The sequence below is a fragment of the Pseudomonas sp. R4-15 genome, from assembly GCF_055768815.1.
In genome coordinates, this window is record NZ_CM147293.1 from 433,065 (window position 1) to 455,983 (window position 22,919).

The following is a 22,919-nucleotide window of genomic DNA, read 5'->3' on the forward strand; positions in this document are numbered from 1 at the left end:
CTAGTCCTCGCGTCCTTGCGACGGGTCATCTTCCGGCAGCTCGATGCCTCGCTCGCCGAGCAGCACTTTCACCGGATTGTGCGCTTTCGGGCGCAGCGGGATGACCAGGCGCCAGGCGTTTTCAGGCAGGTCACGGTAGGCCGCCACCACGCCCACATAGCCGCTCTCGGGAGCGACGCTCAGGCGCAGCTCACGGGTTTCTCCGGGGCGTAGCTCGAGCTCCTCCTGAGCCGTGAGATCGGGATTGAGCACCTCGCGCGGGCGCTGATAGACCGCGAAGAAGTCACTGTTCTCGAAAGCCACCGGATTACGCAGTTCCAGCAGACGCACCACGATCGGCGAGGGCCTGTCATGCAGGTCCGGATTGAGCCGCTCATCGGCCTGCAACGTCAGCTCGAGCTTGGTCAGCTCGGACGATACGGTGCAGCCCCCGAGCAGCACCCAGAGCCCCAGCGCCAGGCACCTGGACAGACGGCTCATTCGCGCCCCCCATCGAGGCTGGCGATCAGCCGGATCTGTTCCTCGTAGACCTGAGCGAAGTTGCTGCCGAGCAAGCGCTCGCTCCAATCGTCATCCTCGCTCAGGCGCTCATGCAGGCGCTGGTAGGCACGCCAGTGGGCACCGGAAGTTCGTAGCCGGGTCTTGCCCTCACGCTCGAACTGCTGCGCCAGGCGCGACGGTGAGAGCTGCTCCAGCGCGCCGCGCAGCACCGCGCGGCTGGCGGCGAGCAACGCGACCTGCTGCGCCTGCAGGTCGCGAAAGGCGCGTGCCACGTTCTGCTCGGCCAGCGTCCGCGCGCTGGTCGCGGGTCGCAACAGCAGGTGCATGAGCTCGCCTTCCTCGGCGTACTTCAGCGGGTTGCTGCGGCTGCCCTGCAAGGTGGTGTGCGGCAGGCGCAGCTCGGCCTTCACCTCCGCACGGGTACGCAGTGCCTGCTGTAGTCCGCGCAGGGTCTGCCGCAGCAAGGTCGCGGCAAGCAATGCCAGTCGCTGACGCGCCGCCGTATCGAGTCCATCCAGCGGCAGGTCGAGGGCGGCGGCATAATCCTTCCAGAAGTCGCCCTGGGGCGGCTCCACGCAAGGTTCGGCAACCGGCGGATCGATCAACTCCGGCAGCGGCAAGCTCTGCTCGTCGATGGCGGCGGCAAGCTCGGTGGCCACGGCCGGCTCGGCGAAGTCCTGCAGGTCGTGTTCCAGCGGCTCGTCCGCCAATGCCTGCAAAGGATCGCGCTGCAGGAAGGCATCGTCCGGGATGGGGACCCCGCGCGGCGTCTGGGGTGAGCGCCGCGAACGCAGGTTGGCGCGCACGCGCAGGCCCCCCATGCGGTAACGATCGCCCTGGACGATCGCACGGGGCTGGCCTTTGCTCAGCGGCGTGCCGCTGTCCTCATGGAGGATGCCGTTGCTGCTGATATCGGTGAGGAAGAAGGAGCCATCGCTGAAGCTCACCCGGGCATGCTGTGAGGAGAGCAGTCGTCGAGGATCGGCGATGACCCAGTCACAACCCTCGCCACGGCCGATCACTCCGCCCGCAGGGCCGAACAGGCCCCGGGCCGCTTCGTCGCCCGCAGGGGCGTCGAGCAATTCCATGAGCAATTCCATGCTCAGCGCCCCTTGGAGGCGGATGGCGCCCCACGCTGCAGTGCATGGGGATCGCCGAGCGGACGATATTGATCGTCATCGGAGCGCAGATTGCCGCTGCAGGCGGACAGGCCGGCAACGGTACACAGGAGCAGGATGAGAACGCGCGGTATCACGCCGATTCCTCCTTGAATGCGTGGCTGGGCGGACGCGATGCGTCCGAGGCCGTCTATTGAAGGAGGAACTCGACGAGGGGGGCTTGAAGGGGTTCACGAACTCGGGAAGACAACCCGGTAAAACGGAGAAGCAGGTCTCGTTGTCAGCGCCGCTGCGCTCCAACGAGCGCAACGGCGCCTGGTTTCAGTCCACGGCCTTGAGCATTTCCTCGATGGTCTTCTTCGCGTCGCCGAAGACCATCATGGTCTTGTCCAGGTAGAAGAGTTCGTTATCCAGACCGGCATAGCCGCTGGCCATCGAGCGCTTGTTGACGATGATCGTGCTGGCCTTGAACGCCTCAAGGATCGGCATGCCGGCGATCGGCGAGTGCGGATCGTTCTTCGCCGCCGGGTTGACCACGTCGTTGGCGCCGAGCACCAGCACCACGTCGGTCTGACCGAACTCGGCGTTGATCTCTTCCATCTCGAAGACCATGTCGTAGGGCACCTCGGCCTCGGCCAGCAGCACGTTCATGTGACCCGGCATGCGCCCGGCCACCGGGTGGATGGCGAACTTCACCGTCACTCCACGTTCGGTCAGCTTCTCCACCAGCTCCATCAGCGCGTGCTGCGCGCGGGCCACCGCCAGGCCATAGCCGGGGACGATGATCACGCTGTCGGCGTTACCCAGGAGGAACGCGGCATCGTCCGCCGAGCCGGACTTCACCGGGCGCTGCTCGCCGCCGCCAGCCGCCGCCGAGCTCGCGCCGGATTCGGCGCCGAAGCCGCCGAGGATGACGTTGAAGAACGAGCGGTTCATCGCCTTGCACATGATGTAGGAGAGGATCGCGCCGCTGGAGCCGACCAGGCTGCCGGCGACGATCAGCATCGAGTTGTTGAGCGAGAAGCCGATGCCCGCCGCGGCCCAGCCCGAGTAGCTGTTGAGCATCGACACCACCACCGGCATGTCCGCACCGCCGATGGGGATGATGATCAGCACGCCGATGACGAAGGCGAACAGCAGCAGCAGGACGAAGGGCACCAGGTTGCCGGTGAGCATGTAGGTCACGCCAAGCACCAGGATGGCGATGCCCAGCACCAGGTTGACCATGTGCTGCCCGGCGAACTGCACCGGCGCGCCCTGGAACAGGCGGAACTTGTACTTGCCGGAGAGCTTGCCGAACGCGATTACCGAACCGGAGAAGGTGATCGCACCGATCGCCGCGCCGAGGAACAGCTCCAGGCGGTTACCCACCGGGATCGGATCGCTGATCGTCGCGACGATGCCCAACGACTGCGGCTCGAGCACCGCGGCGAAGGCGATGAACACCGCCGCCAGGCCGATCATGCTGTGCATGAAGGCGACCAGCTCGGGCATCTTGGTCATTTCCACGCGCTTGGCCATCAGCGTACCGACGCTGCCGCCAACCAGCAGGCCGACCAGCACGAAGGCGATGCCAGTGGTGGCCAGCTCGCTGCCCAGCTTGAAGATCAGCGCCACGGTGGTGAGTACCGCGAGGGTCATGCCGGCCATGCCGAACAGGTTGCCGCGCCGCGAAGTGGTCGGGTGCGAGAGGCCCTTGAGCGCCTGGATGAAGCACACCGAGGCGATCAGGTAGAGGACAGTGATGAGGTTCATGCTCATGGCTTACGACTTCTCCGCCTTCGGGGCTTTCTTCTTGAACATCTCCAGCATGCGCCGGGTCACCAGGAACCCGCCGAACACGTTGACCGCGGCCAGCGCCACCGCCAGGGTGCCCATGGCCTTGCCCAGCGGGGTGACGGTGAGCGCCGCGGCGAGCATGGCGCCGACGATGACGATCGCCGAGATGGCGTTGGTGACCGCCATCAGCGGCGTGTGCAGCGCCGGGGTGACGTTCCACACCACGTGGTAGCCGACGTAGATCGCCAGCACGAAGATGATCAGGTTGTAGATACCGTCGGAAATCAGGTCCATGGCGGGCTCCTTAGGCGTTCTGTCGCACGACTGCGCCGTCGCGGCACAGCAGGCACGCGGCGACGATGTCGTCTTCGAGGTCGATGTGCAGCTGGCCGTCCTTGTCGAGGACCAGCTTGAGGAAGTCGAGCAGGTTGCGTGCGTACAGCGCCGAGGCATCCGCCGGCACCAGCGCGGGCAGGTTGGTGTGCCCGACCAGCGTCACGCCGTGCTTGACCACCACCTCGCCCGGCTCGGTGAGCGGGCAGTTGCCGCCCTGCGCCGCGGCCAGGTCGATGACCACCGAGCCGGGTTTCATCTCGGCGACGGTGGCCTCCTGCAGCAGGGTCGGCGCCTTGCGCCCGGGGATCAGCGCGGTGGTGATGACGATGTCCGCCTGCTTGGCGCGCTCGTGTACCGCCTTGGCCTGGCGCTCCATCCAGGACGCCGGCATCGGCCGCGCATAGCCGCCAACCCCTTCGGCGCATTCGCGCTCTTCGTCGGTTTCGAAGGGCACGTCGACGAACTTCGCACCCAGCGATTCGATCTGCTCCTTCACCGCCGGACGCACGTCCGAGGCCTCGATCACCGCCCCCAGGCGCTTGGCCGTGGCGATCGCCTGCAGACCGGCGACACCGGCACCGAGGATCAGCACCCGCGCGGCCTTCACGGTACCGGCGGCAGTCATCAGCATCGGCATGAAGCGCGGGTAGTGGTTGGCCGCGAGCATGACCGCCTTGTAGCCGGCGATGTTCGCCTGTGACGAGAGCACGTCCAGGCTCTGCGCCCGCGAGGTACGCGGCGCGGCCTCGAGACCGAAGGCGGTGATGCCGGCGGCCGCCATGCGCGCGATGTTCTCGCCATCGAACGGCCGCAGCATGCCGACCACCACGCTGCCGGCGGGGATCTGCGCCAGTTCGGCGTCATCGGGTGCATGCACCTTGAGCAGCATCTCCGCGGCGAAGACCTCAGCGGCCGACCCCAGTGTCGCACCGACCGCCTCGTAGGCACTGTCCGGTTGGCTCGCGGCCACGCCCGCGCCGCGCTGCACGGTGACCCGATGGCCCTGGTCGATCAGCTTCTTGACGGTCTCCGGTGTCGCGGCGACCCGCGTCTCTCCGGGGTGGGTTTCCGATGGTACGGCGATATGCACGGCAGGTCTCCGCTCGCAGTGGCAGTGAATGAAGAAGGTTTCAATTTGGCGACACTCTGCATTAAAAGTGCGACGCTCACAAGAAACCATTCGAAGAGAAAGCTACATGAAAGGAAAAATCCAGAAATACGCTAATTCGTCCAAATGGCGCGACTTTTCGCCACATGTAACACAGCATTCGAGGAGACACATCGAGGAGAAACCGTGGGACCTTTTCTGACCGGAAGGTCTCGCAGAACCCTTATTTTACTGGGCTTGCGCTAGAGGGGCGGCAATGTAGCACCTATTTAAAAGCGCTACATACCGGAAAGCTGCCAGAAGAACGGTCGGAAGGGACGTTATCGAGGCGCTCTCACGGTCGGCTAGCGGCCGACTGCTCGTCGCGATAACGCGTGGCCTGCTCCAGTAGCCATTCGCGGAAAACGCCCAGCGCACCGCCGGCGGTGCGGCGCTCGGGAATCACCAGTTGGTAGGCCAGGGTGCTGGGCACTGGGTCGGGGTGAGCAATGCACAGGCGTCCTTCGGCGAGCTCACGCTGGATCAGGAAGGGCGGAATCAGCGCCACGCCCATGCCCAGCGTCGCGGCCTGGGCGAGCATGGAAAACAGCTCGTAGCGCGGTCCGGAGAGGTCGCGCGGCGTGCTCACGCCCTGCGCGGCAAACCAGCGTCGCCAGGCATAGGGCCGCGTGGTCTGCTGCAACAGCGGCAGCTCGGTCAGGCGCGCGGGGTCCAGCATCCGCCCGTCCGCGAGCCACTGGGGACTGCACACGGGCAACAGGTTCTCCGCCATCAACGCATCGCTGCGCGCGCCCGGCCAGTCGCCATCGCCGTAATAGATGGCGGCATCGAAAGGCGTGTCGGCGAACAGGAACGGTCGTGTGCGATTGGTCAGATGTACGCTGATCTGCGGCTGCAGTTGCTGGAACTCGCACAACCGCGGCAACAACCACTGGGTGCCGAAGGTCGGCACCACCGCCAGTTCGATGCTCTGACTGCCCTGCCGGCCCATCACCGCGAGCGTGTCACGCTCCACCGCGTCGAGCCCCTCGGCCACCTTGCGCGCGTAGGACTGCCCGGCCTCGCTGAGCACCACGCCACGGCGCACCCGGCGAAACAGCTCGACGCCCAGGAACTCCTCCAATGCGGCGATCTGTCGGCAGATCGCGCCCTGGGTCAGCGCCAGCTCCTCAGCCGCGCGGGTGAAGCTCTGGTGCCGTGCCGCCGCTTCGAAGGCAATCAGTGCAGCCGTGCTGGGAATCTTGCGACGCATCGGAGGCCCCCGCGAAAAAATCGCTCATGAAGTGAGCTTTTCGCACAGTTTGGTGCGAAATCCTCGTTTGCGCAAAGACCGGGGGCCGCCTAGCCTGAATCCTTAATTTACCCAAAGGAGCCCTTCCAATGGCTAACCATGCCGCCTTCAACTGGTCCGACCCATTGCTGATCGACCAACAGCTCAGCGATGAAGAACGCATGGTGCGTGACAGTGCCGCACAGTTTGCCAAGGACAAACTGGCGCCCCGGGTGCTCCAGGCGTTTCGCGAGGAACGCACCGATACGGCGATCTTCCGCGAGATGGGCGAGATGGGCCTGCTCGGCGCGACCATTCCCGTGGAGTACGGCGGCAGCGGCCTGAACTATGTCGCCTACGGTCTGATCGCCCGCGAGATCGAGCGCATCGACTCCGGCTACCGCTCGATGATGAGCGTGCAGTCGTCCCTGGTGATGGTGCCGATCTACGAATTCGGCAACGAGGCGACGCGCCGCAAGTACCTGCCCAAACTGGCCAGCGGCGAATGGATCGGCTGCTTCGGCCTGACCGAGCCCGATCACGGCTCCGATCCCGGCTCGATGGCCAGCCGCGCCAGGAAGGTCGAGGGCGGCTGGCGCCTGAGCGGCAGCAAGCTGTGGATCACCAACTCGCCGATCGCCGACGTTTTCGTGGTCTGGGCCAAGGACGAGGCCGGCGACATCCGTGGTTTCGTGCTGGAGAAAGGCTGGTCCGGCCTCTCCGCCCCGGCGATCCACGGCAAGGTGGGCCTGCGCGCCTCGATCACCGGCGAGATCGTCATGGACGAGGTGTTCTGCCCCGAGGAGAACGCCTTCCCCGACGTGCGCGGGCTGAAGGGGCCGTTCACCTGCCTCAACTCCGCGCGCTACGGCATCAGTTGGGGGGCCTTGGGCGCCGCCGAAGACTGCTGGCACACCGCACGCCAGTACGTGCTCGACCGCCGTCAGTTCGGCCGGCCGCTGGCGGCCAACCAGTTGATCCAGAAGAAGCTCGCGGACATGCAGACGGAAATCACCCTGGCCCTGCAAGGCTGCCTGCGCCTGGGACGGCTGAAGGACGAAGGCACCGCCGCGGTGGAAATCACCTCGTTGATGAAGCGCAACAGCTGCGGCAAGGCGCTGGAGATCGCCCGCCTGGCGCGGGACATGCTCGGCGGCAACGGCATCAGCGACGAGTTCGGCATCGCCCGGCACCTGGTCAACCTGGAAGTGGTGAACACCTACGAGGGCACCCATGACATCCATGCGCTGATCCTCGGTCGTGCGCAGACCGGCATCCAAGCGTTCTTCTGAGGAGCCTCGACATGCCCGGCGCACTCGACGGTATTCGCGTACTCGACCTGTCCCGCGTACTCGCCGGCCCCTGGTGCGGGCAGATCCTCGCCGACCTGGGCGCCGAAGTGGTGAAGATCGAGCGTCCCGGCAGCGGCGACGACACTCGCCAATGGGGGCCACCGTTCCTCGAAGGCAGCGCGGAGTCGGCCTACTACCTCTCGGCCAATCGCAACAAGCGCTCGCTGGCACTGGACCTCGCTCACCCCGAGGGCCAGCGTATCGTCCGCGAGCTGGCCGGCAGCGCCGACGTGCTGCTGGAGAACTTCAAGGTCGGCGGCCTCGCCGCCTATGGCCTCGACTACGCCAGCCTCAGCGCCCTGAATCCGCGTCTGGTGTATTGCTCGATCACCGGCTTCGGCCAGCATGGCCCCTATGCCCAGCGCCCCGGCTACGATTTCATGATCCAGGGCCTAGGCGGCCTGATGAGCCTGACCGGACGGGCTGACGACGAACCCGGCGCCGGCCCGCTGAAGGTCGGCGTGGCGCTCACCGACATTCTGACCGGCCTGTATTCCGCCGTGGCGGTGCTCGCCGCCCTGCAGGCGCGCCAGCACAGCGGCCGCGGACAGCACATCGACATGGCGCTGCTCGACGTGCAGGTCGCCTGCCTGGGCAACCAGGCCCTCAACTACCTCACCAGCGGCCAGTCGCCACGGCGACTGGGCAATGCGCACCCGAACATCGTGCCCTACCAGGACTTCCCCAGCGCCGACGGCGACTTCATCCTCACCGTCGGCAACGATGCCCAGTTCCGACGCTTCTGCGAGGTGGCCGGGCGTCCCGAATGGGCGAGCGATCCGCGCTTCGCCAGCAACCAGGCGCGGGTCGCCCATCGCACCGAGCTGATCCCATTGATCCGCCAGGTCACCGTGTTCCGCAGCAGCGCCGAATGGGTCGCGCAACTGCAGGCCGCTGGCGTGCCCTGCGGGCCGGTCAACGACCTGGCCCAGGTGTTCGCCGACCCGCAGGTGCTCGCCCGCGGCCTGCGCATCGACCTGCCGCACCCCCAGGCCGGCAGCGCCCCCGGGGTCGCCAGTCCGCTGCGCCTGGGCGAAACCCCGGTGCAGTACCGCAGCGCACCGCCCCTGCTGGGCGAGCACAGCGAGGCCGTGCTGCAAGAATGGCTGGGCCTGGACGCCGCGCGCGTGGCGACGCTGCGCGAGCAGGGCGTCGTCGGCTGAGGCCGGCCCGGCACGGTTGCCGCCCGTCGCGCGCGGCGCTTATCCTGCGTTGGATTTTGCAAACGACCTTCCAGGATTTCGCACATGCGCGCCCCCGTCCACCGTGCCGAACACGCTCCCTCCTATTACGCCGCCAGCCGTAACCTCGAACTGGCGTTTCCGCTACTGGAGGAAGAGGTTGAGGCCGACGTTTGCATCATCGGCGGCGGTTTCACTGGCCTCAATACCGCCCTGGAGCTGGCCGAGCGCGGCCGCCAGGTGGTGCTGCTGGAGGCGCGCCAGGTCGGCTGGGGCGCCAGCGGGCGCAACGGCGGCCAACTGATCCGCGGCCTCGGCCACGACCTGGACAAGTTTCTCCCGCAGGTGGGTGAGGCCGGCGTGCTGGCACTCAAGCACATGGGCCTGGAAGCCGTGGAGCTGGTCCGCCAGCGCGTCGAGCGGCATGCCATCGACTGCGACCTGACCTGGGGCTACTGCGACCTGGCCAACAAGCCCGCGCACGTGCAAGGCTTCGCCGAGGAAATGCAGGAACTCCGAAGCCTGGGCTACGGTGCCGAGATGCGCCTGCTCGAGCGTCACGAACTGCCCGAGGTGGTCGCCTCCGAGCGCTATATCGGCGGCATGATCGACATGGGCTCCGGTCACCTGCACCCGCTCAACCTGGCGCTGGGCGAGGCGCGCGCCGCTGCCGCCGCCGGCGTGCGCCTGTTCGAGCACTCGGCGGCTACCCGCATCGAGTACGGTCCCAGGCCGCTGGTGCACACCGCCCGCGGACGGGTACGCGCACAGACCCTGGTGATCGGCTGCAACGCCTACCTGGAGGAACTGCAACCGCAGCTCTCCGGCAAGGTGCTGCCGGCCGGCAGCTACATCATCGCCACGGCGCCCCTCGGCGCACGCGCGCGCCAACTGATTCCACAGAACATGGCGCTGTGCGACCAGCGCGTGGCGCTGGACTACTACCGGCTCTCCGCCGATGGCCGCTTGCTGTTCGGCGGCGCCTGTCACTATTCCGGACGCGACCCGGCGGACATCGCCAGCTACATGCGGCGCAAGATGATCGCGGTCTTCCCGCAGTTGGCGGACGTGGACATCGACTACGCCTGGGGCGGCATGATCGGTATCGGCGCCAACCGCCTGCCGCAGATCGGCCGGCTCGCCGAGCACCCCAACGTGTTCTATGCCCAGGCCTATTCCGGCCACGGCGTGAACACCACGCACCTGGCCGGCAAGCTGCTCGCCGAGGCCATCGGCGGCCAGGAGGAGGGGCGCTTCGAGCTGTTCGCCCGGGTGCCGCATCTGACCTTCCCCGGCGGCCGCCTGCTGCGCTCGCCGCTGCTGGCGCTGGGGATGCTCTGGCACCGCTTGCGCGAGCTGGCCTGAGCGCTTCTGGGTTACCCTGATAGGGAACGCAGCGGCGTGCGTCCCTGTCGCACGCCCTCACGGATACGAGGACCCCGCCGACCATGCTTCCAGGACGCCTTCGCCGATTCGCCACCTGGCTGATCGCCCTGCTCTTCCTCTACAGCCTGTTCGGCTTCCTACTGCTGCCGGCCGTGGTACTGCACCTGGGCAATCGCCTGTTGGCGCAGTACGTCAGCGAGCCGGCCTCGATCCAGCGCGTCCTGTTCAACCCCTTCAGCCTCGAACTGGAAGTCCAGGGCCTGCGTATCGGCAGCGCCGAGCAACCGCGTATCACCCTGCAACGCCTGCGCGCCAACCTGCAGCTGGACAGTCTCTGGCGCGGCGTACACCTGACCGAGGTGCAACTGGAGGCACCCCGTGTCGCCCTGACCCTCGACAAGCAGGGCCAGCCGGATCTCGCCGCGCTGTTCGTCGTCCCCGAGCAGGAAGCACCGGCCGACGACAGCGAAGAGGGCGAGCCCTTCCCGCTGCTGATCGACAATCTGCAGCTGCTGCGTGGCGACCTGGCGTTCCAGGACCTGGGCCCGGCCACGCCGGTGAGCTATCGCCTGAATGGCCTCGACCTGCGCGTCGAACACCTCTCCACCGGCCGCGACGAGCGCGCCCAGGTGGCGCTGCTGGCCCATGGCGAGGATGGCGCGCAGCTGTCCTGGCTCGGCCAACTGGGGCTGTTCCCGCTGCAATCCAGTGGCGAACTGAAACTCGCCGACGGTCGTCTCGCGCCCTTCTGGCCCTATGTCCGTGAGCATTTCGCCGCCCAGTTGCGCGACGGCAACCTGAACCTCGCCACGCACTACGACTTCAGCCTCGACGACCACCTGCAATTACGCCTGGAGCAAGGCCAACTGCAGCTGGCACCGCTGGCCCTGGACGACCTCGACGGCACGCCGCGCCTGCAGCTCACCAGCCTGAGCCTGGACGACCTGGCACTGGACCTCGCCGCACGCCAGCTGCGCATCGGCCGCCTCGACAGCCACGGCCTGGAAACCTGGGCCACCCGCCGCGCCGACGGCAGCCTGGACTGGCAGGCGCTGTTGCCGCCGAGCCAGACGCCGCGCGAAGCGCCCGATACCGAGCAGCAGAGCACCGAGCCCTGGACCCTGGCCCTCGACGAAGCGCGCCTGGACGACTACCGCGTACACCTGCGGGACCTGGCCAACGCGCAGCCGGTGAGCCTGGATATCGGCCCGTTGCAGCTCGCCGTCGAGGACCTGGACACCGGCAGTGGTGCGCCCTTCCGTCTCAACCTGGCGACCGGCGTCGGCAGCGGCGGGCAACTACAGGCAGAAGGCCAGGCGACCCTGTCGCCGCCCAGCGCCGCGCTCAAGGTCAGCCCCCGCGACATCGACCTGCGCACCGCCCAGGCCTACCTCGAACCCTACGTGCGCCTGGAGTTGCGCAGCGGGATGCTCTCTGGCGACCTCGACGTCGACCTGCAATCCGTCGACCCGCTGGGGCTGCACGTCAGCGGCAACGCGCGGGTCAGCCAGTTGCACACCCTCGACACCCTCAAGCAGCGCGACTTCCTGCGTTGGCACGTGCTGGACCTCGAAGGCATCGACTACCGCCACGGCGAGGCCCTGCAGATCGATCACGTCGCGCTGCAGAAGCCCTACGGGCGCCTGATCATCAACGAAGACCTGACCACCAACCTGGACGAACTGCGCGTGCCGCAGTCGCCCTCCAGCGCGCCCGATCCCACGCCGCAGGCCGCGAGCGCGCCCCTGGCGATCCGCATCGGCAGCGTGGACATCGTCGACGGCTCGGCGAACTTCGCCGACTTCAGCCTGCGCCCCAACTTCGCCACCGCGATCCAGCAGATGCAGGGACACATCGGCACCCTGAACAACGCCGCCGGCAGCCCGCCGGCGACGGTGGACGTCACCGGCAAGGTCGACCGCTACGCGCCGGTGACCATCAAGGGCAGCCTCGACCCCTTCGATCCCCTGCGCAGCCTGGACATCAATGCCGGCTTCCATGGCGTCGAGCTGACCACTTTGACGCCTTATTCCGGCAAGTTCGCCGGCTATCGCATCCAGAAGGGCCGCATGGACCTGGACCTGCACTACCAGGTCAACGCCGGCCAGCTGAGCGCCGAGAACCACGTCCTGCTCGACCAGCTACAGCTCGGCGAGCGGGTCGACAGCCCGGACGCATTGGACCTGCCGATCCGCCTGGCGGTGGCCCTGCTCAAGGACACCCAGGGGCGCATCGATATCAGCCTGCCGGTCTCCGGCAACCTGCAGGACCCGCAGTTCAGCGTCATGCCGATCGTCTGGCAGACCCTGCGCAACCTGCTGCTGCGCGCCGTGCAGGCGCCCTTCAAGCTGCTCGCCTCGCTGGTGCCCAGCGGCGCGGACGAGGACCTCGGTCAGGTGCCCTTCACCGCCGGCAGCGACGAACTCACCGCACCGGCCCAGGAAACCCTGCGCACCCTGGCCAAGGCCCTCGGCGAACGCCCGCAGCTGCGTCTGGAAATCCAGGGCACCAGCGCCGTCGCGGATGCCCGGCCGCTCGCCGAGCAGCGCCTGGAACGCGAATACCAGCAGACCTGGTACCGCATCCTGCAGCGCCGCGGCGACAAGGTGCCGGCCAGCGCCGACACGCTGCAGGTACCGGAGGAGGAAAAGGCGGCGATGCTCGAGGGCATCTACCGCGCCCGCCTGCGCCAGCAACCGCCGCCGCAATGGCGCGAGCTGAGTGACGAGGCGCGCGCTACACAGTTGCGCGAGGCGCTGTTGCAGCACTGGGCCGCCAGCGAGGCGCTGCAGCGGCGCCTGGCCCAGGCACGCGCCATGCGCATCCGCGAATACCTCGTCGAGCAAGGCAAGCTCTCCGCCGACCGGCTGTTCCTGATCGACGCCGGAGCCGCCGCCGTGGATGGCGACGGCCAGGTGCCAAGCAAGTTGCAGCTGGAGGGCGGCTAGACGCCGAGAAGCTAGAGCGCCTGCGCGTAGAGCCGCGGCTTGAAGTACAGCGTCGCGCCACGCGCCAGGTCCTGCAGGCTTTCGTCGTCCTTGGCGACCTCGACCTCGATCGGCGTCGCCTGACCCTCGACGCGCAGGGTCACCCGCACGATGGCGCCGAGCAGACGGATGTCGCGCACCTCGCCAGGCAGGAAATCGGTGGCACCGTTGCGCGCCAGCTCGACCTCGTGGGGACGGAACTGGATCTCGCCGGTCGCCGCCTGCAGGCTGTTGGAGTCGCCGAGGAAGTGATAGACGAAGGGGCTCGCCGGCTTCTCGTAGACCTCCGCCGGCGTGCCGATCTGCTCGATCACGCCCTTGTTCATCACCACGATGCGGTCGGCCACTTCCATCGCCTCTTCCTGGTCATGGGTGACGAACACGCTGGTCAGGTGGACGTTCTCGTGCAACTGCGCCAGCCAGCGGCGCAGCTCCTTGCGCACCTTGGCGTCCAGCGCACCGAAGGGCTCGTCGAGCAGCAAGATCTTCGGCTCCACCGCCAGCGCGCGCGCCAGGGCGATGCGCTGGCGCTGGCCGCCAGAGAGTTGCTCGGGATAGCGATCGGCGAGCCAGTCGAGCTGCACCAGGCCGAGCAGTTCGTGGACCTTCTCGCCGATGACCTTCTCGCTCGGCCGCTCACGACGCGGCTTCATGCGCAGGCCGAAGGCGACGTTGTCGAACACCGTCATGTGGCGGAACAGGGCATAGTGCTGGAACACGAAGCCGACGTTGCGCTTGCGCACGTCGTGCCCGGAAACGTCCTCGCCATGGAACACGATGCTGCCGGTATCCGGCGTCTCCAGTCCGGCGATGATGCGCAGCAGCGAGGTCTTGCCGCAGCCGGAGGGACCGAGCAACGCCACCAGCTCACCGCTCTCGATGTGCAGGTCGATGTCCTTGAGCGCCTGGAAACTGCCGAAGCGCTTGTTGATGCCTTGTACTTCGATACTCATGTACTTACCCGTCAGTCGTCGTGCTGCGCGTCGCGTTCGCGCGCCAGGCGCGCCTCGGCCCACTGCCGCAGCAGCAGGATCACCAGGGCCATGGCCAGCAACAGGATCGCCACGCTGAACGCGGCGACGATGTTGTATTCGTTGTAGAGGATCTCGATGTGCAGCGGCAGCGTGTTGGTCATGCCGCGGATGTGTCCGGAAACCACCGACACCGCGCCGAACTCGCCCATCGCTCGGGCCGTGCAGAGTACCACGCCATAGATCAGCGCCCACTTCACGTTGGGCAGGGTGACGTGCCAGAACACCCGCCAACCGTTGGCACCCAGCAGGCGCGCAGCCTCTTCCTCGGCGCTGCCCTGCTGCTCCATCAGCGGGATCAGCTCGCGGGCGACGAAGGGCAGGGTGACGAACAGTGTCGCCAGGACGATTCCCGGCACCGCGTAGACGATCTGCAGGTTCTGGCTCTGCAACCAGGGCCAGAGCAGGCTCTGGCTGCCGAACAGCAACACGTAGACCAGCCCGGCGACCACCGGCGAGACCGAGAACGGCAGGTCGATGAGCGTTACCAGCAGGCTCTTGCCCCGAAACTCGAACTTGCTCACCGCCCAGGCCGCGGCCAGACCGAAGACCAGGTTCAGCGGCACCGCGATGGCCGTGGCGAGCAGCGTCAGTTTCAGCGCGGCGACGGCATCCGGCTCGGCCAGCGCCGCCCAGAACGCCGCGAAGCCGCGCGCCAGGCCCTGGCCGATGACGATCAGCAACGGCAGCAGCAGGATCGTCGCGAAGATTGCCCAGGCCAACAGGATCAGGCTCCGTTCGGCAGGGCCGCGGCGCCGACCTGGGCGACGCGCCAGCACGGGGCTTACGGAAAGGGCAGCGGTCATGGCTTGGCCTGGCGGGTGTGGGGTTGCATGCGCCGCTGCAAGAGGTTGATCAAGAGCAGCAGCACGAAGGACACGCAGAGCATCAGCACACCGATGCCGGTGGCGCCGGCGTAGTCGTACTGGTCGAGCCTGGAGACGATCAACAGCGGCAGGATCTCGGTCTTCAGCGGGATGTTGCCGGCGATGAACACCACCGAGCCGTACTCGCCGACGCCACGGGCGAAGGCCAGTGCGAATCCCGTCAGCCAGGCCGGCAGGAGCACCGGCAGGATGACGTGGCGAAACGCCTGCCCCGGACGCGCACCAAGGCAGGCGGCGGCTTCCTCGATTTCCCGCGGCAGGTCGGCAAGTACCGGCTGCACGGTGCGCACCACGAACGGCAGGGTGACGAAGACCAGCGCCAGGGTGATGCCGAGCGGCGTATAGGCGATGCGCCACGGGAACAACGCGCCGATCAGGCCATTGGGCGCGTACAGCGCCGTCAGGGCGATACCGGCCACCGCGGTGGGCAGCGCGAAGGGCGTGTCGACCATCGCATCGATCAGCCGCCGGCCGGGAAACCGATAGCGCACCAGCACCCAGGCCAGCACGCTGCCCAGCACGCCGTTCAGCGCGGCGGCGAACAGCGCGGTGCCAACGGACAACTGCAGGGAGAACAGCACCTGGCGGCTACCGAGCAGCCGCCACCACTGCTCGGCGGACAGTTGCAGGGCATAGGCGAACATCGCCCCCAGCGGGATGAGCACGAGCAGCGCCAGGTAGGTGACGCTGAAGCCCAGGGTCAAGCCGAAGCCGGGAATGACCGGGAGATTTCGACGAGGCATTGCGCGTCCTTGGCTAGGTCACTGATTGATCCGGGTGAAGATCTCGTCGAACACCCCGCCATCGTCGAAGAACCTCGGCTGCGCCTGTTTCCAGCCGCCGAATTCGTCATCGATGGTCAGCAGATCCAGCGCCGCGAACTGTTGAGCAAACTCCGCAGCGACCTCGGGGTCGCGCGGGCGGTAGAAGTGCCTGGCGGCGATGCGCTGGCCTTCGTCGCTGTACAGGTACTGCAGGTAGGCCTGGGCGAGCGTGCCGGTGCCCTTCTTCGCGACGTTGGCATCGACCACCGCCACCGGCGGTTCGGCGAGGATCGACAGCGACGGCGTGACGATCTCCAGCCCGTCGCCGCCCTCTTCGGCCAATGACAGGTAGGCCTCGTTCTCCCAGGCCAGCAGGACGTCACCCAGGCCTCGCTGGACGAAACTGATGGTCGCGCCACGGGCGCCGGTGTCGAGCACGGGGGCGTGGCGGTAGAGCTCGGTGACGTAGGCGAGCGCCTTGTCATCGCTGCCGTACTGCCGTTTCGCCCAGGCCCAGGCGGCGAGGAAGTTCCAGCGCGCGCCGCCGGAGGTCTTCGGATTCGGCGTGATCACCTCCACGCCGTCCTTCACCAGGTCGCTCCAGTCATGGATGCCCTTGGGATTGCCCTTGCGTACCAGGAACACGATGGTCGAGGTGTAGGGCGTGCTGTTGTGCGGCAGGCGCGCCTGCCAAGCCGGGTCGATCAGCGGTTGGTGCAGATTCAGCGCGTCGATGTCACCGGACAGCGCCAGCGTCACCACATCGGCCTGCAGGCCGTCGATCACCGCGCGGGCCTGCTTGCCCGAGCCTCCATGGGACTGCTTGATGACCACGTCTTCGCCGGTCTGCGCCTTCCAGTGCTTGGCGAAGGCCTGGTTGTACTCGGCGTACAGCTCGCGGGTCGGATCGTAGGACACATTGAGCAGCTCAGCGGCAAAGCTGCCGGAGGCGAACAGGGCAGCGGCCGCGAAGGCCAGGCCGGAAAGGGTAGTGCGGGACATGCGAATGCTCCGAAGCGCGGCGTGCGCGCAGCGACAGGAAAAGGTCGGTTCCGGTGAGGGCCATCAGGCCCTGGGCATTCGCGGGGTACAGAGGTACGTGGTCATGTCGGGGCTCTCGGGTCGAGTAACGGGCATGGCACGTCCTCCGGCGGTCCGGTCGGACGGGGGTATCAGGCCTTGGCGGGGGGCTGCAGGCGGAATTTTTCCTTGCGCTCGATCTGCACGACCTGGCCGTTGTGCACGGTGATCTCCACCGAGCCGAAACGCAGGTCCTTCAGGGCGTCGCGCACCTCGCGCAGGAGGGTGGTGTCGTCCTGTGCGGCGAGGCTCTTGATGCTCGCGCTCATGGGGTCGTCCTTTTGGGGTTGGGTCGCGACAGTGCGATCTGCGCGGACTATAAGACGGCTCGTTTATTCCTAAAAATATCTTTTAAGAATTTTGATAGCCGAAATACTTATATGCCTGAGCGAACCCAACGGTCGCCGCACGGCTCGAAGCTGAACCCCTGTCCGGAGCCACCATGCAGATCGTCCTCGTACGTCACGGCAAACCCGACTACCACGGGCCAGCCCGCTGCAGTCCACGGCAGATGAAGGACTGGGTCGAAGGCTATAACGCCGCCGAGGTGCTTCCCCAAGCGCTCCCCGAGGCATTGCGCAAGACCGCCCGGCAAACCGCCTGGATCGTCTGCAGTTCACTCTCGCGCTGCCAGCAGTCGCGGCGTCTGCTGTTGGACGAAGGTCCTTGCGAGGTGGACGAGGTGTTCGCCGAAGCGCACCTGCCCTACTTCGACAGCACCTGGCCACGCCTGCCCGCGCGCGCCTGGCGACTGCTGTTGCGCAGTGCCTGGTTCCTCGGCTTCAGCGCCCATACCGAATCGATCGCGGCGTCCAACCGTCGCGCGGCGCAAGCCGCCGAGCGCCTGGAAGCGCTCGCCCGCGAGCATGGCAGCGTACTGTTGATGGGACACGGCATCATGAACGTGCTGATCAGCCACCAACTGCGCAAACGTGGCTGGCGCGGCCCTTGGAATCTGCTGCTCAAACCCTTCTGGCACCCCTGTGCCTACCGCAAGGACGCTTGACCGAAGCGAACCCAGACGGACCTCGGGTAGTCCTCCCTAGTGACTTACGATCAGGGAGCCACCATGTCCATCCACGCCACCCCTGCAGCCGATGCGATACACCGGCCGATCGAGGCGCACGGCATCATCGGCGACCTGCGCAGTTGCGCGCTGGTCGCCGATGACGGTTGCATCGACTTCTTCTGCTGGCCGCACTTCGACAGTCCGACGCTGTTCGCCGCGCTGCTCGACGGCGGCCAAGAGCGCGCTGGCGCCTTCAGCCTGCAGCCGCTGTTGCAAGGCGCGCGACGCCAGCAGCTCTACGTGCCACAGACCAACGTTCTGCAGACCCACTGGCTCGCCGAGAACGGCATCGCCGAAGTCACCGACCTGATGCCCCTGGGCGAAGACGGCGAGCCGCCCAGGCTGGTGCGCCAGATCATCGCCCAGTACCGGGACATCCGCGTTCGTCTGCGCTGCAGGGTGAGCCACGACTATGCACGGGCCGCCACCCGCGTTCGCCGTGACGACGACGGACAACTGCTGTTCGAAGCCCCTGGGCAGCCGTCCTTGCGCATCGCGTCGAGCGTCCCGTTGGCGCTGGAAGGCTCCTGCGTGGTCGCCGACTTCCTGCTGCGCGAAGGTGAGCAGGCGCAATTCGTGCTCGGTGCGGCAGACGATCCCCGAGTGTCCGTCGCGCACCTCGAACCCTGCCTGGAGGGCACCGTGCGATGGTGGCGACAGTGGGCGTCGCAGATCAGCTACCGTGGCCGCTGGCGGGAAATGGTGGAGCGCTCGGCACTGGCGCTCAAGCTGCTGACCTCCCGCGACCATGGCTCGATTGCCGCGGCCGCCACCTTCGGTCTGCCCGAACACCTGGGCGGCGAGCGCAACTGGGACTATCGCGCGACCTGGCTACGCGACGCCTCCTTCACCGTCTATGCCTTCATGCGCGTGGGGCTGACCAGCGAGGCCACCGAGTTCATGCGCTGGATACAACGGCGAGTGGATGCCGACCGCCACACCCACGAACACCTGCGCATCATGTACCGCATGGACGGCGACAGCGAGCTGGAGGAGCGACCGCTACCGCAGTTGGAAGGCTACGCCGGCTCGCGCCCGGTACGCATCGGCAACGCCGCCCATGACCAGAACCAACTGGATATCTACGGCGAGCTATTGGATACCGTTTACCTCGCCAACAAATATGGCGAGGCCATCTCCCAGGAGGGCTGGCGCCGCGTACAGGCCACCGTCGATCACGTCTGCGCCAACTGGCGCACGGCAGATGCGGGCATCTGGGAGATGCGCGGCGAACCCCAGCATTTCCTGCATTCGCGGCTGATGTGCTGGGTGGCCATGGACCGTGCAATCCGCCTGGCGCAGAAACGTTCACTGCCCATGGACTACTTGCGCTGGAGCGATACCCGCAGCGCCATTCGCGAGGACATCTGGGAAAACTTCCTCGATCCCACGGGCAGCCATTTCGTGGCAACGCGTAGGGGCCATACGCTCGACGGCGCGCTGTTGCTGATGCCACTGGTGCGCTTCGTCTCCGCGACCGATCCGGTGTGGCTGACCACGTTGGACGCCATCGCCGAGCAACTCGGCCGCAACGGCCTGATCCGTCGCTATCGCGTCGAACAGACGCCGGCGGACACCCTGGCCGGAGAGGAAGGCAGCTTCATCGCTTGCTCGTTCTGGTACGTCGAGTGTCTGGCCCGCGCCGGACGCCTGGAACAGGCGCGCCGCGAGTTCGAGAAACTGCTCGCCCTGGCAACGCCCCTGGGGCTGTATGCGGAGCAGTTCGACGCTTGCGGTCGCCACCTGGGCAACCTACCCCAGGCACTGAGCCACCTGGCCCTGATCAGCGCCGCAGTGTTTCTCGATCGTCGCCTGGAAGGCAACGAGGGCCACTGGCAGCCCTGAAGCGTTTCAGGGACGCGGCAGCTTGCTGTCCAGGTCCAGCGCTTCGGCGGGACAGGGTCGACCGAACCAGTAGCCCTGGCCCATGTCGCAACGCTGCTGCAGCAGGAACGCCGCCTGTTCGGGGCTCTCGATGCCTTCGGCGAGAACCGAAAGTCCCAGACTGCTACCCAGGGCGATCACCGCGCGGGCGATGGCCGCATCCTCGCTGCCATTGGGCAGACCGGCGACGAAGCCCTGATCGATCTTCAGCTTCTGTACCGGCAGACGCTTGAGCCGCGCCAACGACGAATAGCCGGTGCCGAAGTCATCGATCGCCAGGCGCACGCCGAGGGTTCGCAGCGCCTCCAGGTGATGCAGGGCGAGGTCTTCGTTCTGCATCACAGCGCTCTCGGTGACTTCCAGTTCCAGCTTGTTCGCCGGCAGGGCATTCTCCTCCAGCACCTGGGCGACCAATTGCGGCAGGTCCTCACGGGAGAACTGCCGGCTGGAGACATTCACCGCGATGAAGTCCAACGCGTGTCCCGCGTCGAGCCAGGCCTTCATCTGCCGGCAGGATTCGCGCAGCACCCAGAGGTCGATATCGCTGATCAGCCCGCTCTCCTCGGCGATCGGGATGAACTCCATCGGTGGCACCAGGCCACGCTGCGGATGCTGCCAGCGCACCAGCGCCTCCAGGCCGCGTATGCGCCCACTGACCAGGTCATGGATGGGCTGGTAGAAAACCCGCAGCTCACCGTGCTCCAGGGCATGCCGCAGGCCGGTGAGCAGCGCCACGCGCTGCTGCGCGTACTGGGTCATCTCTTGGGCGTAGAAGGCATAGCCTTCGCGACCGCTGCTCTTGGCCTTGAACAACGCCGAGTCGGCATTGCCGAGCAACTGCTGGTCGCTCTCGGCGTCGCCGGGATAGAGGCTGATGCCGATACTCGCGGTGGTGAAGAGTTGTCGGCCGTCCAGCTCGAAGGGCTCGCGGATCGCTTCGAGGATCTGTCGCGCCAGCTCGGTGGCTTGCTCCACGTGAGGGCAATCCTCGCTGAGCACCGCGAATTCGTCACCGCCCAGGCGCGCCAGGGTCAGCGCCGGATCGAGGCGCTCGAGCAGACGCTCGCCAACGGCCCGCAACAGTTGATCGCCACAGCGATGGCCGAGGCTTTCATTGATGTGCTTGAAGTGGTCGAGATCGATCAGCAACACCGCGCCGGAACGCCGCTCACGGCGCGCGCGCGCCAGGGCCTGGGCCACTCGCTCGGTGAACAGCAGCCGGTTGGGCAGGCTGGTCAGCGGATCGTGGTGGGCCAGGTAATCCAGCTCGCGCTGCGAGCGCTTGATCGCGGTGATGTCGGAAAACACCGCGACATAGTGGGTCAATACACCCTCGTCGTCATGGATGGCGCGGATGTTCTGCCACAGCGGGTACACCTCGCCACTCTTGCGCCGGTTCCAGACCTCGCCACTCCATTCGTAGCGATTGATCAGACCATTCCACATGCCCTGATAGAACGCTTCGTCGTGCCTGCCGGACTGGAACATGTTCGGCGTATGCCCCAGCACCTCGCGCTCGGTGAACCCGGTGATCCGCTGGAAAGCCCGGTTGACGTGGACGATGCGCTGCGCAGCATCGGTGACCACCACGCCCTCGAGGGTGCTGTCGAAGACCGCAGCGGCCTGGCGCAGGCTCGCCTGGTCACGCCGCGCGGCTCGCTCGTGGGACTCGTTGCGCGCTCGCTGACAACGCAACAGCGCGCACAGCAAGATCCCGCTGATGCCCACGAACACCAGCCCCTTGAAGTGCTGCCAATACTCCCGCTGCCCACTCGCAACGGGCAGCAGACGCTCCAGCAGCATGTCGCCGAACAGCACCCAAAGGCTGGCGAACAGCATGTACAGGAGGGCGATACGCAGCGGACTGCGGGGCGGTCTCATGGGTTTCGGGGTTCCTTGGAACAGCAATGCGGGAGCTGATCGAATCTGAGTATAACGGCGTAGGCGTGTCTGCCCTACAGCCCGCTATCGGCCAAAATCCAAATGTCAATATCCTGACAAAGAAACAACCGCTAGCGACAAAGCGTCAATAAATAGGGCAGCATGTTCTAACGCAACGGTCGTACATCACCGCTGTCCATGTAGGAATGTGCCATGACGAACTCTCCCTCCATGCCCGGCTTCACCCCCGACACGCCAGATGAGTTGCGCCTGGCCCTGGTTCATGCCCAGGCCGAGGTGCTGCGCCTGGGGCAGCGCGAGCGGCTGTTCAGCATGCTGCTGAGCAGCGTCGATGCCGTGCTCTGGGCCTATGATCGCAAAGCACGGCGCATCGTCTATGTCAGCCCGGCCTACGGACGCGTGTTCGGCCGCTCGGCTGCGCGGCTGATGGCGGACCCTCAGGAATGGCGCAACGCGATCTATCCGGATGATCTGGAACGGGCCACGGCGTTCCTCGAAGAGGGTCCCAGCGAAAGCGCCAGCACCTGCGAGTACCGAATCATCCGTGGCGACGGGGAACTGCGCTGGCTGAGCGATCGCTGTTTCATCAGCCAGGATGCCGGCTATGAACTCCTGTTGGTGGGCATCACCGAGGACATCACCGAAAAGAAGCAGTTGCAGGATCATCTGCAGCGCCTGGCCACCACCGACGCACTGACACTGTCGAGCAATCGGCGGCATTTCTTCGAGTGCGCCCAGTTGGCCTTCGCCCAGGCGCGCGCCCAGGGCACCCCGCTGGCCTTCCTGCTGATGGACGTGGATGACTTCAAGCAGGTCAACGATCGCCACGGCCACCCCGAGGGGGATCGGGTACTGCAGCAGGTGGCACGCGCCAGCAGCTCGGTGTTGCGCCGCGGCGACCTCTTCGGCCGGGTCGGCGGTGAGGAGTTCGCCGTGCTGTTCCCGGATTGCACCCAAGCACAGGCACTGCCCGTCGCACAACGCCTGGAACGGGAGATCGCCCGTCTGCGCCTCGGCGAACCCGGCGCCCACTTCTGCGTCAGCCTGAGCCAGGGACTGGTCGAGCTGAGCCCCCAGGACATCTCCCTCGAGGCGCTTTTCGCCCGTGCCGATCAGGCCATGTATCAGGCCAAGCGCGACGGCAAGCGGCGCATCGTCACCGCCTGATTCAGCGCATTTTTCATCAACACTTCACCTTAATGTGAAAAAAACGTTAATCTCTGGCCACCCAGTGAGCCAGAGCCTGCCGTAGTGCGTGCTCGGCGCCCTACGCGCCCACGCCCG

General features: G+C 66.6%; 20 protein-coding genes. 8 read left to right on the forward strand and 12 right to left on the reverse strand.

The window, feature by feature from the left end; translation table 11 throughout:
• Positions 1 to 480 carry a type VI secretion system lipoprotein TssJ gene (tssJ, locus tag ACYRGX_RS02125; protein WP_473054970.1) on the reverse strand — a complete coding sequence of 160 codons (480 nt, stop codon included), beginning with the start codon at positions 478 to 480 and terminating at the stop codon, positions 1 to 3.
• Positions 477 to 1,601: a type VI secretion system-associated FHA domain protein TagH gene (gene tagH / locus ACYRGX_RS02130; RefSeq protein ID WP_473054971.1), complete on the reverse strand. Its 1,125-nt coding sequence runs from the start codon at positions 1,599 to 1,601 to the stop codon at positions 477 to 479. The genes tssJ and tagH overlap by 4 nt, the downstream gene beginning before the upstream one ends.
• Before the next feature lie 44 nt (positions 1,602 to 1,645).
• Between tagH and ACYRGX_RS02135 the strand changes: the two genes are divergently transcribed.
• A complete protein-coding gene (locus ACYRGX_RS02135) occupies positions 1,646 to 1,816 on the forward strand; it encodes a hypothetical protein (RefSeq protein ID WP_473054972.1) in 171 nt (56 codons plus the stop codon).
• Between the two features lie 124 nt (positions 1,817 to 1,940).
• Here ACYRGX_RS02135 and ACYRGX_RS02140 read toward each other — a convergent pair whose 3' ends face one another.
• The 4 genes from ACYRGX_RS02140 to ACYRGX_RS02155 all read right to left on the reverse strand — a co-directional run bounded on the left by ACYRGX_RS02140 (position 1,941) and on the right by ACYRGX_RS02155 (position 6,094).
• Positions 1,941 to 3,380, reverse strand: coding sequence for an NAD(P)(+) transhydrogenase (Re/Si-specific) subunit beta (locus tag ACYRGX_RS02140; protein ID WP_473054973.1), 1,440 nt, complete (start codon positions 3,378 to 3,380; stop codon positions 1,941 to 1,943).
• Positions 3,381 to 3,383: 3 nt separating this feature from the next.
• Positions 3,384 to 3,692 (reverse strand): NAD(P) transhydrogenase subunit alpha part 2, encoded by a 309-nt coding sequence (locus tag ACYRGX_RS02145; protein WP_473054974.1) that lies wholly within the window; start codon positions 3,690 to 3,692, stop codon positions 3,384 to 3,386.
• A gap of 10 nt (positions 3,693 to 3,702) precedes the next feature.
• Entirely contained in the window at positions 3,703 to 4,824 is a 1,122-nt protein-coding gene (locus tag ACYRGX_RS02150) for a Re/Si-specific NAD(P)(+) transhydrogenase subunit alpha (RefSeq protein ID WP_473054975.1), read from the reverse strand.
• Positions 4,825 to 5,176: 352 nt separating this feature from the next.
• On the reverse strand, positions 5,177 to 6,094 hold the full coding sequence (locus ACYRGX_RS02155; protein WP_473054976.1) for a LysR family transcriptional regulator: 918 nt from the start codon (positions 6,092 to 6,094) through the stop codon (positions 5,177 to 5,179).
• A 128-nt stretch (positions 6,095 to 6,222) separates the two neighbouring features.
• Here ACYRGX_RS02155 and ACYRGX_RS02160 point away from each other — a divergent pair, with 128 nt between their 5' ends.
• The 4 genes from ACYRGX_RS02160 (at position 6,223) to ACYRGX_RS02175 (ending at position 12,979) form a co-directional block, all read left to right on the forward strand.
• Positions 6,223 to 7,404 (forward strand): acyl-CoA dehydrogenase, encoded by a 1,182-nt coding sequence (locus tag ACYRGX_RS02160; RefSeq protein ID WP_473054977.1) that lies wholly within the window; start codon positions 6,223 to 6,225, stop codon positions 7,402 to 7,404.
• An 11-nt stretch (positions 7,405 to 7,415) separates the two neighbouring features.
• Entirely contained in the window at positions 7,416 to 8,627 is a 1,212-nt protein-coding gene (locus ACYRGX_RS02165; protein ID WP_473054978.1) for a CaiB/BaiF CoA transferase family protein, read from the forward strand.
• Between the two features lie 84 nt (positions 8,628 to 8,711).
• Positions 8,712 to 10,010, forward strand: a complete 1,299-nt coding sequence (locus ACYRGX_RS02170; protein ID WP_473054979.1) for an NAD(P)/FAD-dependent oxidoreductase — start codon at positions 8,712 to 8,714, stop codon at positions 10,008 to 10,010.
• A gap of 83 nt (positions 10,011 to 10,093) precedes the next feature.
• Entirely contained in the window at positions 10,094 to 12,979 is a 2,886-nt protein-coding gene (locus ACYRGX_RS02175) for a DUF748 domain-containing protein (RefSeq protein WP_473054980.1), read from the forward strand.
• Positions 12,980 to 12,990: 11 nt separating this feature from the next.
• Here ACYRGX_RS02175 and ACYRGX_RS02180 read toward each other — a convergent pair whose 3' ends face one another.
• The 5 genes from ACYRGX_RS02180 to oscA form a co-directional block, all read right to left on the reverse strand.
• Positions 12,991 to 13,971 (reverse strand): sulfate/molybdate ABC transporter ATP-binding protein, encoded by a 981-nt coding sequence (locus ACYRGX_RS02180; protein WP_473054981.1) that lies wholly within the window; start codon positions 13,969 to 13,971, stop codon positions 12,991 to 12,993.
• An 11-nt stretch (positions 13,972 to 13,982) separates the two neighbouring features.
• Positions 13,983 to 14,855, reverse strand: a complete 873-nt coding sequence (cysW, locus tag ACYRGX_RS02185) for a sulfate ABC transporter permease subunit CysW (protein WP_473054982.1) — start codon at positions 14,853 to 14,855, stop codon at positions 13,983 to 13,985.
• On the reverse strand, positions 14,852 to 15,679 hold the full coding sequence (cysT, locus tag ACYRGX_RS02190) for a sulfate ABC transporter permease subunit CysT (protein ID WP_473054983.1): 828 nt from the start codon (positions 15,677 to 15,679) through the stop codon (positions 14,852 to 14,854). Before cysT ends, cysW begins: the two co-directional genes overlap by 4 nt.
• 18 nt (positions 15,680 to 15,697) lie before the next feature.
• A complete protein-coding gene (locus ACYRGX_RS02195; RefSeq protein WP_473054984.1) occupies positions 15,698 to 16,702 on the reverse strand; it encodes a sulfate ABC transporter substrate-binding protein in 1,005 nt (334 codons plus the stop codon).
• A 170-nt stretch (positions 16,703 to 16,872) separates the two neighbouring features.
• A complete protein-coding gene (oscA, locus tag ACYRGX_RS02200; RefSeq protein ID WP_473054985.1) occupies positions 16,873 to 17,049 on the reverse strand; it encodes a sulfur starvation response protein OscA in 177 nt (58 codons plus the stop codon).
• Positions 17,050 to 17,222: 173 nt separating this feature from the next.
• On the opposite strand from oscA, the gene ACYRGX_RS02205 reads away from it, so the two are divergent.
• Both ACYRGX_RS02205 and ACYRGX_RS02210 read left to right on the forward strand, forming a co-directional pair.
• The gene (locus ACYRGX_RS02205) at positions 17,223 to 17,786 is read left to right on the forward strand and encodes a histidine phosphatase family protein (RefSeq protein WP_473054986.1); all 564 of its coding nucleotides are present in this window, start codon (positions 17,223 to 17,225) and stop codon (positions 17,784 to 17,786) included.
• Positions 17,787 to 17,849: 63 nt separating this feature from the next.
• Positions 17,850 to 19,694, forward strand: a complete 1,845-nt coding sequence (locus ACYRGX_RS02210) for a glycoside hydrolase family 15 protein (protein WP_473054987.1) — start codon at positions 17,850 to 17,852, stop codon at positions 19,692 to 19,694.
• A 6-nt stretch (positions 19,695 to 19,700) separates the two neighbouring features.
• Here ACYRGX_RS02210 and dibA read toward each other — a convergent pair whose 3' ends face one another.
• Positions 19,701 to 21,614: a phosphodiesterase DibA gene (gene dibA / locus ACYRGX_RS02215; RefSeq protein ID WP_473054988.1), complete on the reverse strand. Its 1,914-nt coding sequence runs from the start codon at positions 21,612 to 21,614 to the stop codon at positions 19,701 to 19,703.
• 213 nt (positions 21,615 to 21,827) lie between these two features.
• On the opposite strand from dibA, the gene ACYRGX_RS02220 reads away from it, so the two are divergent.
• Positions 21,828 to 22,802, forward strand: a complete 975-nt coding sequence (locus tag ACYRGX_RS02220) for a sensor domain-containing diguanylate cyclase (RefSeq protein WP_473054989.1) — start codon at positions 21,828 to 21,830, stop codon at positions 22,800 to 22,802.
• Positions 22,803 to 22,919: the final 117 nt, after the last annotated feature.